The organism is Paraclostridium dentum (genome assembly GCF_048568265.1).
In the GTDB taxonomy this organism is placed as follows: Bacteria; Bacillota; Clostridia; order Peptostreptococcales; family Peptostreptococcaceae; genus Paraclostridium; species Paraclostridium dentum.
This window is the reverse complement of sequence record NZ_CP183813.1, coordinates 1733879-1747633: the sequence shown is the minus strand read 5'-3', so window position 1 is coordinate 1747633 and position 13755 is coordinate 1733879. Positions and strand designations below refer to the sequence as shown.

Annotated in this window: 11 protein-coding genes; 10 read left to right on the top strand and 1 reads right to left on the bottom strand. The window is 27.6% G+C overall.

Annotated elements, in window-relative coordinates; genetic code table 11:
• Positions 1 to 9 precede the first annotated feature (9 nt).
• The 4 genes from ACN6I1_RS07935 to ACN6I1_RS07920 all read left to right on the top strand — a co-directional run bounded on the left by ACN6I1_RS07935 (position 10) and on the right by ACN6I1_RS07920 (position 5091).
• Positions 10 to 186 carry a hypothetical protein gene (locus ACN6I1_RS07935; protein ID WP_021430791.1) on the top strand — a complete coding sequence of 59 codons (177 nt, stop codon included), beginning with the start codon at positions 10 to 12 and terminating at the stop codon, positions 184 to 186.
• 88 nt (positions 187 to 274) lie between these two features.
• The gene (locus tag ACN6I1_RS07930) at positions 275 to 568 is read left to right on the top strand and encodes a hypothetical protein (protein WP_419741526.1); all 294 of its coding nucleotides are present in this window, start codon (positions 275 to 277) and stop codon (positions 566 to 568) included.
• 209 nt (positions 569 to 777) lie between these two features.
• Positions 778 to 3942 carry a DEAD/DEAH box helicase gene (locus ACN6I1_RS07925; protein ID WP_419741525.1) on the top strand — a complete coding sequence of 1055 codons (3165 nt, stop codon included), beginning with the start codon at positions 778 to 780 and terminating at the stop codon, positions 3940 to 3942.
• A 21-nt stretch (positions 3943 to 3963) separates the two neighbouring features.
• Positions 3964 to 5091: an XRE family transcriptional regulator gene (locus ACN6I1_RS07920; protein ID WP_419741524.1), complete on the top strand. Its 1128-nt coding sequence runs from the start codon at positions 3964 to 3966 to the stop codon at positions 5089 to 5091.
• A gap of 151 nt (positions 5092 to 5242) precedes the next feature.
• Here ACN6I1_RS07920 and ACN6I1_RS07915 read toward each other — a convergent pair whose 3' ends face one another.
• A complete protein-coding gene (locus tag ACN6I1_RS07915; protein WP_419741523.1) occupies positions 5243 to 6121 on the bottom strand; it encodes a LysR family transcriptional regulator in 879 nt (292 codons plus the stop codon).
• A 158-nt stretch (positions 6122 to 6279) separates the two neighbouring features.
• Between ACN6I1_RS07915 and ACN6I1_RS07910 the strand changes: the two genes are divergently transcribed.
• The 6 genes from ACN6I1_RS07910 to uvsE all read left to right on the top strand — a co-directional run bounded on the left by ACN6I1_RS07910 (position 6280) and on the right by uvsE (position 13734).
• On the top strand, positions 6280 to 7920 hold the full coding sequence (locus ACN6I1_RS07910) for an FAD-dependent oxidoreductase (RefSeq protein ID WP_419741522.1): 1641 nt from the start codon (positions 6280 to 6282) through the stop codon (positions 7918 to 7920).
• 1 nt (position 7921) lies between these two features.
• On the top strand, positions 7922 to 8863 hold the full coding sequence (locus ACN6I1_RS07905) for a 4Fe-4S binding protein (protein WP_419741521.1): 942 nt from the start codon (positions 7922 to 7924) through the stop codon (positions 8861 to 8863).
• Positions 8864 to 9077: 214 nt separating this feature from the next.
• The gene (locus ACN6I1_RS07900; RefSeq protein WP_419741520.1) at positions 9078 to 9398 is read left to right on the top strand and encodes a YhdT family protein; all 321 of its coding nucleotides are present in this window, start codon (positions 9078 to 9080) and stop codon (positions 9396 to 9398) included.
• On the top strand, positions 9398 to 10900 hold the full coding sequence (gene panF / locus ACN6I1_RS07895) for a sodium/pantothenate symporter (protein WP_029878225.1): 1503 nt from the start codon (positions 9398 to 9400) through the stop codon (positions 10898 to 10900). Before ACN6I1_RS07900 ends, panF begins: the two co-directional genes overlap by 1 nt.
• A gap of 201 nt (positions 10901 to 11101) precedes the next feature.
• Complete coding sequence (locus ACN6I1_RS07890) at positions 11102 to 12652, top strand: nitrite/sulfite reductase (protein WP_419741519.1); 1551 nt, start codon at positions 11102 to 11104, stop codon at positions 12650 to 12652.
• A 122-nt stretch (positions 12653 to 12774) separates the two neighbouring features.
• Complete coding sequence (gene uvsE, locus ACN6I1_RS07885) at positions 12775 to 13734, top strand: UV DNA damage repair endonuclease UvsE (RefSeq protein WP_419741518.1); 960 nt, start codon at positions 12775 to 12777, stop codon at positions 13732 to 13734.
• The last annotated feature ends 21 nt before the right edge of the window (positions 13735 to 13755 follow it).

The following is a 13755-nucleotide window of genomic DNA, read 5'->3' as shown; positions in this document are numbered from 1 at the left end:
GGTGATTATATGAAAAAGTCCAAAAAATATGATGAATATAAAAATGAAGCTCAAAATTTTCAATCTATGGTGAATCATTCACAACGAAACTCAGAGTTTGAGTCTCAATTAGAGGAAAGTCAAACTGTTGATAAAAAAATGGCTTCAAAAAGACAAGGAGCATTAACTAAGCAAATAAGTAATTAATGTAAAGTTGAATTTTGTCGAATTAAAAAAATAAAATAGTACATGATAATAAGGAACAAAATAAGCAACAAGAAAGGGACTATTTAAAATGAAAAATTCTATGAAAAATCAATCATTAAATTCTATGCAAAACAATGCTCAGCCAAACATGCAAAATAATGCTCAACCTAATATGCAAAGCGTATCTGAGATGAATATGCAAAACAATGCTCAACCAAACATGCAAAATAATGCTCAACCTAATTTACAAAGTGTATCTGAAATGAATATGCAAGATAGTGTTGAACCAAACTCTCAATTCTCATCAAGTGTGGGTGCTAAGGGAATGGCGGATAAAAATGCTTATGCAAAAAAACAAATGCAAAATAATGAATTAAATTAATATAGCGAAAAAATACACACTTAACAATCAAGTGTGTATTTTTTTGCCTAATTTAAGACTATTAAAAAAATTAGTAAACTAATAGGATGTTTTGAATATAAAAACAATTAATATAAAGACTGTAGTTAAAAAAATAAACTACAGTCTTTATTATTTTCACTAAAAAATATATAATAAAGGTTATGACTTAAAAGAAATTAGGTGAGTAAATGGATTTTAAAATAGTAAATGAAGTTTTACTACAAAATATAGACAGATATAGACTAGATAGATCTAGAGACTATTATAAACAAGGATATATAGAAGAAAGCTTTTTTTCGAAAGAGGAATATAAAATAAGTTTATACGGTACAGTAGCATCAAAATATCAAAGAGAAATTTATAATAGTTTTTTAATAATAGACTTAAATGATAAGAAAATTATAAGCAGAGGATGCACATGTGAGGATTTTAATCAAAATACAACTCTTAACAATCACTTTATATGTAAGCATATAGCATGTATAACATTAAAGGAAATTGACAATTTAAAATCTAATATAGTAAACAATTTAAAATTAAAGACTATGGATATAAAAGAACAAACTAGACCGAAAGTAAATACAAGATTTATAAATAAAGATTTACTGAATTATTTTAAAGTAATTCCAAAAGAGAAAGTAAATTTGGAAGTAGACATAACTAGTTATTTAAATCAAACTTTAGAGGTTGAATTTAAGATAGGTAATGACAAACTGTACACTCTAAAAGACTTTAAACAATTTGCAACTTCAAGAGTAGATGGAAATTCAATAATGTATGGAAAAGATTTTATATATGATCCCAAGAGTAGTTACTTTGAAGATGATGAAGAATTAGCGCAGTTTATAGAAGACTACGGACTAAGTTTAGTAGATAATATAAACTCAAGAAAAAATAGATATATGATATTAAATCCTAGTTTACTAAAAAGGTTAATGGAAAAGCTTAAATATAAAGAATTTACGTTTAACTATAATAGAAAAACATATAATCCTCAGATAATAAATGGATATGTACCAATTGATGTAGAAATTAAAAAGGTAGGAGATAAAATAGTTATATTTAATAATGATAATTTACCTGTTCCTTTATCAAAAAAAGGAGATGTAGTCTTTTATGAAGGTAATATATATTTAATTTCAGGGTCTAATGGAATATATTATAAAAAATTATATGAATTATTAAATGATAATAAATCCATAGAGTTTGAGGACGATGAAATTAGCGAATGTTTAACTAATTTAATCCCTAAGTTAAAAGAAATATCTAATAATTTGAATATGGATGAAAGTATTATAAACAATATAACTAAAGACTTAACAGTGAATTATTACTTCGACTTAGACGATTCAAGAATTATCTGTGATGTAAAAATGAACTATGAAGGTGAAAAAGAGGGCAAATTTGTTATAAGAGATATTGAGAAAGAAGAAGAAGCTGTATATAGGCTGTACACAAATTATTTTGAAAGAGAAAAAGATAAATATGTGTTTAGAGGTACAGACTCTCATCTATATGATTTTTTAACTACAGAAATTAATAGGTTAAAAAATATTGGACAAGTATACTATTCAGATAAATTTAAGGAAAAGAAAGTCTATAACTCCTCCAATATAAAAGTAGGTTTAGGAGAGGAGATAAACCACTATCTTGAATTTAAGTTTAAAATAGAAGATGTAGATGAAAGAGAATATAAGGAAATTTTAAAATCTTTTAAGGCAAATAAGCGATTTTATAAACTTAAAAATGGAAATTTTATAAATCTAGAAGATGATCAAACAAAAGAGTTATTTAAGCTTATGGAAAGCTTAGGATTTACTAATAGCATTAAAGAGATGAATGTGCATAAAAGTAAAGCAATGTATATAAATAATCTTTTAATAGAAAAGAAAATCCCATATATAGAAGGTATTGAAAATACAAAAAATACAGTAGATAAATTCAATAATATAAAAGATGAAAATTATGAAGTGCCGAAAAGTTTAAATGCTGATTTAAGAGATTATCAAGTTGAAGGTTTTAAGTGGTTTAAAAGCTTAGAATCTTGCGGCTTTGGAGGTGTTTTAGCTGATGAAATGGGGCTTGGTAAAACAATACAAACAATAACTTTTTTATTGTCTCAAAACGAAGCTAAAAGCATGGTGATTACTCCAACATCTCTTATACATAACTGGAAAAGTGAGTTTGAAAAATTTGCTCCAATCTTAAGAATAGGCATAGTTCATGGAAATAAAAAAGAAAGAGAAAGTATAATAAATAATATTGAAAGTTTTGATGTTTTATTAACTACATACGGTTCCTTAAGAAATGATAATGATAAGTATGAAGATATTAATTTTGACTGCTTGATTATAGATGAAGCACAAAATATTAAAAATCCAACATCTATAACAACCGATGCTGTTAAAAATATAAAAGCTAAATGTAAGTTTGCCCTTACAGGAACACCTGTTGAAAATAACTTAGCAGAACTGTGGTCTATTTTTGATTTTATAATGCCTGGTTATTTATACAATTTAAATAAATTTAGTTCTATTTTTATAAAAGATGAAAGTAATTTAATTAGATTAAAGAAACTTATAAAACCTTTTATTTTAAGAAGGACTAAAAAACAGGTAATTACAGAATTGCCAGACAAAATAGAAACAAAATTTTTAGTTGAATTAGGAAAAGAACAACGTAAAATATACAAAACATATGTTGATGAAATTCAAAGAAAGTTACAAGATAAATATGAAAGTAATGATAAAATAACTGTTTTAGCATATTTGACGAAGTTAAGACAACTATGTTTGGATCCAAGTTTGATAGTTAGTGATTATAAAGGAAAAAGTTCAAAAATAAACGCATGTGTAGAAATAGTAAAAGATAGTATATCAAATGATGATAAAATTTTGGTATTCTCTCAATTTACAAGTGTGCTTAAAAATTTAGCATATATATTAGACAAAGAAAATATAGAATATAATTATTTAGATGGACAAACTAAAGCTAAAGATAGAATTGAACTTGTGAATGACTTTAATGAAAATAATAATAAAAAAGTATTTTTAATTTCACTAAAAGCAGGAGGAACTGGATTAAACCTAACTTCTGCAAATAAAGTAATTCACTTTGATCCATGGTGGAATGTATCTGTTGAAAATCAAGCTAGCGATAGAGCTCACAGGTTAGGGCAAAAACAGGTTGTTGAAGTTATAAAGTTGATAGCTAAAGGAACTATAGAAGAAAAAATTATAAAACTTCAAGATGATAAACTTAAAATGATAGATGATATAATAGGAAATGAATTATCTGATTCAAACACTTTTAAAAATTTATCGAATGATGAAATTTTAGATTTATTGACATAATTTAAGAAAGGTAAAAATGACATGAGTAAAAATATATTTAATGGAAAAAAATTAAAAAATGCTAGGACGTATAGAGCTAAAACAGTAGATATGGTGGCTAGCGAAACTAAAATCAATAAAAAGGATATATTAGCTTTTGAAGCTGACAAGTATAAGCCAACACTAGAAAATGAAATGAAATTAGCTAATGCTTTAAGTTTTCCAAAGGATTACTTTAGTGAAAAAGATAAAGTTAACGTAGTAGTTGAAAATACACATATTAGAACTGAGTCAACTTTACCTAGAGTAGAAGATATAGCATTAAAAGAAAAATTAGTTATGACTCACAGGGTGCTTAATTTTATACAAGGATATATAAAGTTCCCAGAAATGAATTTACCAAATAATTTAAATAGAAACGATGACATAGAAGTACTAGCTGAAAAAACAAGAGAATATTTCAACTTGGACAATGGACCTATAGGTAATATGGTTAACTTGCTTGAGATAAATGGAATTTTTATATCTGACACTAACATAGATAAAAAAGGCGCTCTTGCATTTAGCCAAAAACAAAGTATAGATAAAGAAAGCAGATATTTTATAGCTCTAGGAAATGATAAGAAATCAGCTTCTATAAGAAATTATGATTTAGCATATGAACTAGCTTATATAGTAGCTAATGAAGCAAATATACAATCTAAGAAATTCTCGAAAGATGAGTTTGCTTGTGCATTTTTAATGCCTAAAGACTCATTTTTAAATGATCTAGAAGGAACTCAAGAGTTAGAAGATTTTATAGAATTAAAAAGCAAATGGATAGTTCCTATATGGGCTATGATTCTTAGAGGTTACCAATTAGGAAAAATAAGTTATAAAAAATATATGTACTTAATGAACGAAATGGATAAAAATGGATGGAGCAAGAAAGAGCCATTAGATAGTAATATAAAGTCTTCGCATCCAATTCTTTTAAAAAAATCATTTGATATGCTAATAGAAGGTAAGATTATGAATGAAGGTCTGTTTATGAATAACCTAATAAATTATGGTCTTAGTATATATCCAAAAGATGTAGAAGAGTTACTTGGATTAAAAGAAGGGACTTTATCTAAAAGTATAAATAAGAGCAATAAAGATAATGTAAAAAAAGTTAACTTTAGAAAATAAAAAAAGGGCTATATTAATTTTTTAATATAGCCCTTTAAAATTTATTTAAAATACTATAAGTACATAAACCATAGAAATTATAGCAACTGATAGCCCTGTTACTCCACCTAAAATCATAGGTTTTATTCCTTTTGTAAATAAATCCTTTATATTAATTAATCTTATTGTAAAATTCTATGTATTCCTCAGCATATATAGACTCTTTTAAAAATATAAAATTAAACTCATGAGACAAATTCATTGAATCGACATCTAAAACAACTAATTCTTTATTTTTTATTTCTTCAAGTACAGCAACTTTGTAAATTATAGATATTCCGTAGTTATCTTTAACTAATTCTTTTATTATGTTTATATTTCCAATTTGTAATAATTTTGAAAAATTTTTAGTTGTATAGTTTCTTTCAAATAGCCACATTTCAAAAATATCTCTACTTCCAGAACCCTGTTCTCTTATTATGAGGTTTTCTGAAAATAAATCTTCAACTTTAATATTAGATTTATGACAGATAGGGTTTTTAGGAGAGGCTACAAAAACAAAATCTTCGTAGCTCATTAAGTAGGTTTCATAATCAGCTTTGTTAAAATGTCCCTCGATGAAACAAAACTCTAATAAACCTCTTTTTAACATATCTAAAAGATTTTTCGTATTATCTACAATCATTGATAAATTTGAATAAGAATTTTGAGATAAATAATTTTTTATAACATTTGGCATTACAAATTCTCCAATACTTCTAGTTGCTCCAAATGATAAAGGCTTAGCTGAATAATTAGATTTTTTTAAGTTATTTTGAATAGATAAAGACATAGTTCTTAGTTTTAAAATAGAATCTAAGAATTCTTGTCCAACTTTAGTTAGTATTAATGTTTTGCCTATATAGTTAAATAATTTAATATTGTATTGTGATTCTATATACTTTATATGCTGGCTGACAGCAGGTTGAGTAATACAAAGTCTTTTTGCAGTTTTTGTATAACTTTTAGTCTCGCATAAATCTATAAATGTTTTTAATCTAAAATCTATCATGGTATCCCCCAATACACAGTTTATATAAAAAGTGTACTATAAGTTAAATTTATAAATCAATAATTTTTTATAATTTTACATTATAATACTTGGTTGATACACTTTAAGTAAGAATAAATTGTTAAAATAATAATTAATATAAACTTGGAGGGATATACATGAATGTGTTAGTTATTGGGGGGGTAGCAGCAGGAACAAAAACTGCAGCTAAACTAAAGAGAGAAAATAGAGATTTTGATGTAACTTTAATTACAAAAGGGGAAAATATATCTTATGCAGGTTGTGGACTTCCATATTATGTTGGTGGAGTTATAGAAGATAAATCAGATTTAATTGTAAATACGCCTAAAAGTTTCTCGGATTTAACTCAAGTAGAAGTTAAAACTAGTGTAGAGGCATTAGAGATAGATAGATATAAAAAGATTGTAAAAGCTTTTGATATTCAAAATAAAGAAGAAATAATCTTTAATTATGACAAGTTAGTTATAGCAACAGGAGCGGATCCTATTAAGCCTCCGATTGAAGGCATAGACTTAGAAGGTGTTTATTATATGAGAACACCAGATGATGCAGTTGCTGTTAGAGAAGTAGTAGAAACAAATAATGTAAAAAGAGCAGTAGTTGTAGGAGGAGGATTTATAGGACTTGAAGTAGCTGAAAATCTGCATGAAATGGGTGTTAAAACAACATTAGTTGAAGCGATGGACCACATAATGCCAGGGTTTGATGATGAGGTAAGTTCATATGTTGAAAATGAACTTATAGAAAATGGAATAATGGTTTTAACAGGGGAAAGATTAACTTCTATAGAAGGAGATGAAAAGGTAAGTAAAGTAAGAACAGATAAAAGAGCTATGAAAGCAGATATGATTGTAATGTCTGTAGGTATAAGAGCTAACAGCAATATAGCTGAAACTTGTGGATTAGAGCTTGAGGCAAATAAAACTATAAAAGTTAACGAGTACATGCAAACAAATGATGAGGATATATATGCAGTTGGAGATTGTGTAACAGTAAAGAATATATTAAGTGGAAAGCCTGAATGGTCTCCTATGGGGTCATCTGCAAACAAAGAAGGAAGATGTTTAGCTAAAACTTTAGCTGGCAAAAAAACAGAATTTAATGGTGTTTTAGGAACGGGTATAGTAAAGTTACTAAATTTAAATGCAGCAAGAACAGGGCTAACAGAAAAAGATGCATTAAATTTAGGGTATAACGTTGAAAGTGTTTTAGTTCCGATAGATGATAAAGCACACTATTATCCAGATTCTAAAATGATAATTATAAAACTTATATCAGATAAAGATAATAAAAAGGTATTAGGAGCACAAGTTTTTGGGGAAGGAAATGTAGATAAGCATATAGACGTAATTTCAACGGCTATAACATTTAATGCAACTATAAATGATTTACAAAATTTAGATTTAGCATATGCACCTCCATTTTCTACTGCTATTCATCCAGTAGGACATGCAGCTAATATACTTTTAAATAAAATAGATGGAGACTTAAAAACTCTTAGATATGAAGAGTTTTTGAATAATCAAGAAAGTTATAAGTTAGCAGATGTAAATAAAACACCTCAATTAGAAGGAGTTACATATATAGATTTAACACAACTTAATGGTAAGATAGATGGATTTGAATTAGATGATAAAATACTTTTAGTATGTGCTAGGGGAAAAAGAGCCTATTTAGCATACAACAGAATGAAACACTTTGGATATAAAGATGTACAGGTATTAGAAGGTGGATTAGCTTTAAATAAGGAATTAAATGTTGAAGTGGGGGTAAATTAATATGAAATTAACAGAGAAAATGAGAAAAAAAGTTAAGGGCGAAGGTTTTTTATCAAATAATGATGGTCAGCATTTTTCATGTAGAGTTATAACTGAAAATGGAGCTATAACAGCAGAACAACTAATAAATGTAGCTGAAATAGCTAAGAAGTATGGAAATGGAGATATTTCATTAACTTCAAGACTAACATTAGAAATACCTGGTATAAAATATGAAGATATAGAAGCTACTAAGGAATATTTGAAAAAAGATAATTTAGTATCTGGAGGAACTGGTTCAAGAGTTAGACCTATAGTTCCATGTAAAGGAAGTGTATGTACATTTGGACTTTGTGATACTCAAGGGATAGGTACAACTCTTCATAAAGAATTTTATGAAAAATGGTATGATGTTAAATTGCCACATAAGTTTAAAATTGGAGTAGGTGGATGTCCAAACAATTGTGTAAAGCCAAGTTTAAATGATTTTGGGATAGTGGGACAATTTGTACCAGAGTTTGATGAAGATATGTGTTCAGGATGTAAAAAGTGTATGCCTAAAGAAACTTGTAAGGTAGGAGCTATATCTATAGTAGATGGTAAAGCATTTATAGATAGAGAAAAATGTAATAACTGTGGATTGTGTATAGGTAAATGTCATTTCGATGCAATAGAAGAAGGTAAAAAAGGATTAAAAATATACCTAGGTGGTAAATGGGGTAAAACTTCAAGACCTGGTACTCCAATAACTGGAGTTTATACTGAAAATGAAATGATGGTTATACTAGAAAAATCAATACTTATATATAGAGAACAAGGAAAAACTGGTGAACGTTTTGGAGATATGATTGATAGAATTGGAGTTGAAAACATGGAAGCTCAAGTTTTATCAAATGATATACTAGATAGAAAAGAAGAAATATTGGAAGCAGAACTTCATATAGTTGGAGGAGCTACTTGCTAAAAAAGTGAAAAAATAACTTGCAAACTTATAGTTTGTAAGTTATTTTTTTACTTTTTTTGTTATAAGTATATTGAAATTTTTATATTTTATAGACAGATTTCTTTTTATACTGTATATTTTTTATGTACATTGTATACTAAAAAACATATAACAATAATAAAAGTTTATTTTGGATATATTAATTAAATAACGATGATAAGGAGATTGTTTTCATATGAATAAAAATAAAGAAAATTTTGAATTTGAAGAAGATCCTAGATATAAACAGTGCAACAAGGAAGCTTTAATGGGATTAGCATTAGGAATTGTAAACTTAGTATGGTGGTTTGGGTTTGGATATGGATTAGGATCTAAGCCAGTTAAAGAATATACATATATATTTGGGTTTCCAACTTGGTTCTTTATGAGTTGTATAGCTGGAGGAATATTATTTTCAGCTTTAACTGTAATTATGATAAATAAATTTTTTAAAAACATGCCTTTAGATGCATTAAGTGAAGAAGAGATAGAAGAGTATAGAAAGGAATATAAGTAATGAAACACATAAATTTTCAAGTACTATTGCCTATTCTTATATATTTTATAGTTATATTTATAGTAGGATTTTATTCTATGAAATTTGTAAATAGAGCTAAAAATAAACACAATGGCGAAAAAGGATTCATGGATGAATACATGACAGGAGGACGGGACTTAGGAGGTTTTGTTCTAGCTATGACACTAGTTACAACATATTTGAGTGCTGGAAGCTTTATAGGAGGACCAGGAACAGCGTATACCCAAGGATTAGGATGGGTATTTTTATCTATGGCTCAAATGCCAACTGGATATTTTACATTAGCAGTACTTGGAAAAAAGTTTGCTATAATAGCTAGGAAAATAAATGCAGTGACAATCACTGATTTTTTAAGAGCAAGATATAAATCTGATGCGGTAGTAATACTTACATCTCTATCTATAGTAGTATTTTTTATAGCGGCAATGGCAGCTCAGTGGGTTGGAGCAGCTAGACTTTTGCAAGGTGCAGTTGGATTAGATTACAAAGTTGCACTTACAGCTTTTGGATTAACGGTTATAGTACATACTGTAGTAGGAGGATTTAGAGCGGTAACTATTTCTGATACAATTCAAGGTGTTATAATGACAGTAGCCACTATAGCTATATTTGTAGGAACTGTTATAGCAGGAGGGGGAATATCTAATATAGTAAGTAATATGCAAAGTGTAAATGAAGGACTTATAACTCCATTTGGAGTAACTCCGGGAAATATGAGTATAGCATGGGTAACATCATTTTGGATACTTGTTGGTTTTGCAGTAGTAGGAATTCCTTCAGTATCTCAGAGGGCTATGAGTTATAAAGATACAAAAAGTTTACATGATGGAATCAAGTATGGGACAATCGTATCTATGATTTTATTATTAGGGATGCATTTAGTTGGTGCATTTTCAAGTACTCTTGTAGTGGGTATTGAGTCTGGAGATTTAGTCATTCCTACTATAACAACTCAATTATTTCCGCCGGTAATTGCGGGAATTTTACTAGCAGGTCCATTAGCATCTATAATGTCTACTGTTGATTCACAATTATTAGTAGCATCAGGAGCTATAGTTAATGATATATATACTAATTACATAAACCCTAAAATAAAAAAAGATGCTAAAAAAACTGGAACTATAAGTTTATTAGTAACATCTACATTAGGTATAATAATTTACATAGTAGCAATAAATCCTCCAGATTTGATAGTATGGCTAAATTTATATGCAAATGCAGGAATAATAGCTACATTTTTATGGCCTATTATACTGGGGCTATATTGGAAAAAGGCAAATGCAAGTGGAGCATTAGCATCTATAATAACAGGTATAGGGAGTTATATTTTATTTAGCTATATATGGGTAAGACCATTAGGTATGCACACTATAGTTTTACCTCTTATAATTTCATTAGTATCATTTATTATTGTATCTAGTTTCACAAAACCACCAACCAATGAGACAATAAAAATATTTTGGGGAGTTTATAAAAAATAAATTTAAAAGGGACATCTTATATGGTGTCTCTTTTTTGAATTTATAGAAAATTTTATTTTCTTAATTATTGCATAAATTTATAAACCATTGAAAATATTAATGATTATAATAGGAAGAATCAATTTCTAATTTAAGGAAAAATGTCGTAAAATAAATATGTTAAATAAAAGGCGATAAAAAGTCATTATAAAGGAGTCAAATATGGAAAGTTATAAACAAATATTATTAGATGAAATACCAGAATTCAGAGTAAAGGGACACAATTTCTTAAATAAAGAAATGTCAAAAATGGACTTTAAACATGCATCTGGTGGAATGGGTGTTTATGCGCACCGTGATGGAGAACACTTTATGATAAGACTTAGAGTGGCTTCAGGTATATTAAATCTTGAACAATTAAAATTAGTGCAATATTTTGCTCATAAATATAATTTAGAACAATTACACCTTACAACTCGTCAAGCAATACAACTTCATGGACTAACAATAGACGAAGTTTGTGATATCATGGAAGAAGGTATACATAAAGATATGTATACAAGAGGTGGTGGAGGTAACTTCCCAAGAAACGTTGCTATATCACCTTTATCAGGAGTAGATCCAGAAGATATCTTTGATGTAACACCTTATGCAACAAAAGTTAATGAGCACTTTATGAGTAAAATAACTACTTATAAACTACCTAGAAAATTAAAAGTATCTTTTTCAAGTTCACCTAAAGATGAATCAAAAGCTACAATAAATGATTTAGGATTTATGGCAGTTAAAAAAGATGGAAAAGAATACTTCAAAGTATACATAGCTGGAGGAATGGGTAAAAATCCTATCAAAGGTTGTGAATACGATGAGTTAGTAGAGCCAAAGGATGTATTATATCATGTAGAGGCTATGACTAATTTATTTATAGAAAAAGGTAATTATGAAAATAAAAACAAAGCTCGTACAAGATACATGCTTATGGAAATGGGTAAAGATGCTTTATTAGAATGCTATAAAAAACATTTAAAAGAAGCAAAAGAAAAATGTAATTTAGATTTAAATGTAACTCAAAAAGTATATGATAAAAAAGGAATTTCTATAGAGGTCAAAGATGATCGTTTAGTTTCTCAAAGACAAGAGGGATTATACGCTGTTTATGTACACCCTGTAAATGGGCAATTAAAAGTTTCTGATTTAGACAAAATAATAGAGACTGTAAATGATATGGATGATATTGAAATAAGATTAGCTATGAGTGAAGGTCTTTATATAAGAAATCTAAATGGAGAAGAAGCTAAAAAAGTTTTAGATTTAACTAAGGATATAACAGGTAAATATAAAATACAACAAAGTACAGCTTGTATAGGTGTTCCTATTTGCCAAATGGGTATAGCTGAAAGTCAAGAAACTTTAGAGGAAATAATCAAAACTTTAGAAGAAAAAAATTATAATAGTGACACTTTACCAAGAATCCATATATCAGGATGTCCTAACTCTTGTTCAACTCACCAAGTTGCACCTATTGGTTTTGCTGGTAAAAAGAAAAGAGTTGGAGATAAGACAGAAGATGCTTATGAACTTCATATAGGTGGATGTGCTACTTTTGAGGAAACTAGATTAGGAAAAATATACGGAGATGTATTAAGAAGAGAAGTTCCAAACTTATTATTCGATATATCAGAAGCTATAGCTAAATCTAACTTAGAATTTTATGAATTTATAGAAAAAAATGAAGACGAATTAAACACTATAGTAAATAAATATTTATTATAATAAAAAGTGAACTCTAATATTAGAGTTCACTTTTTTATTTAATATTTTTATTAATTTGTAGAATATTATATAATATAAAGAAAAAACTAATTTTATATTATACAGATTAAAGGAGCAATTATATGAAAGTTAGACTTGGATATGTAGCTATAGCTTTAAATTTGCCCAAAGTGACCTCTTCAAGCACTGTAACATACTCTAGATACTCTAAGATCAATACAGAGGCAGACAAGCTAAATAAGCTAAAGGAAGTAACTAGATCAAATATATATGACTTAGAAAAAATATTAAATTATAATATAGAAAATCAAATACATTTTTATAGGATAACTTCAAATTTGATACCACTTGGAACTCATCCAGACGTAACATTTGAGTATAGGAAATATTTTAAAAAAGATTTTGAATATATAGGGAATATAATCAGGAAAAATAATCTGAGAATAGATTCTCATCCAGATCAGTTTAATGTAATCAATAGCATAAAAGAAAATGTTGTGGAAAATACTATAAAAAGTCTAACATTTCAAAGTCAGATATTTGAAGATATAAATTATAAAGAAGGAAAAATGGTTATACATATCGGGAGTTCTCAAGGAGGAAAAGAAGAAAGCATAGAAAGGTTTATAAATAACCTAAAATATTTTCCAAATGAAGTTGTAAGTAGATTAATATTGGAAAATGACGATAAAATATTTACAGCACAAGATGTTTTAAATATATGTAAAGAAACAAAATTACCTATGGTTCTTGATATTCACCATCATATTTGTAAAAATAACGGAGATGAAATTAAGTATATATTAAAAGACATTTTTAATACTTGGAATAACGAAATTTTACCACCTAAAATACATTTTTCAAGTCCTAGAGAATTTGAAAAAGATAGAAAACATGCAGATTTCATAAATGCAAAAGATTTTTTGAATTTTATATACCTAGCGAAAGATGAAGTAGACAGAGATTTCGATGTTATGATAGAAGCTAAAAAGAAAGATCTAGCATTAAAAAAGCTAGTAAATGATATAAGGGATTTAGATGAAAATATTAAATTTATAGATGAAACAACTATAGAAATATAAATTACTATACATATATTATTA

Coding starts and splice junctions, on each gene's coding strand:
- ACN6I1_RS07935 (WP_021430791.1), top strand. CDS start 10: ATGAAAAAGTCCAAAAAATATGATGAATATAAAAATGAAGCTCAAAAT.
- panF (WP_029878225.1), top strand. CDS start 9,398: ATGAAACACATAAATTTTCAAGTACTATTGCCTATTCTTATATATTTT.
- ACN6I1_RS07905 (WP_419741521.1), top strand. CDS start 7,922: ATGAAATTAACAGAGAAAATGAGAAAAAAAGTTAAGGGCGAAGGTTTT.
- ACN6I1_RS07920 (WP_419741524.1), top strand. CDS start 3,964: ATGAGTAAAAATATATTTAATGGAAAAAAATTAAAAAATGCTAGGACG.
- ACN6I1_RS07925 (WP_419741525.1), top strand. CDS start 778: ATGGATTTTAAAATAGTAAATGAAGTTTTACTACAAAATATAGACAGA.
- ACN6I1_RS07930 (WP_419741526.1), top strand. CDS start 275: ATGAAAAATTCTATGAAAAATCAATCATTAAATTCTATGCAAAACAAT.
- ACN6I1_RS07915 (WP_419741523.1), bottom strand. CDS start 6,121: ATGATAGATTTTAGATTAAAAACATTTATAGATTTATGCGAGACTAAA.
- ACN6I1_RS07910 (WP_419741522.1), top strand. CDS start 6,280: ATGAATGTGTTAGTTATTGGGGGGGTAGCAGCAGGAACAAAAACTGCA.
- ACN6I1_RS07900 (WP_419741520.1), top strand. CDS start 9,078: ATGAATAAAAATAAAGAAAATTTTGAATTTGAAGAAGATCCTAGATAT.
- uvsE (WP_419741518.1), top strand. CDS start 12,775: ATGAAAGTTAGACTTGGATATGTAGCTATAGCTTTAAATTTGCCCAAA.
- ACN6I1_RS07890 (WP_419741519.1), top strand. CDS start 11,102: ATGGAAAGTTATAAACAAATATTATTAGATGAAATACCAGAATTCAGA.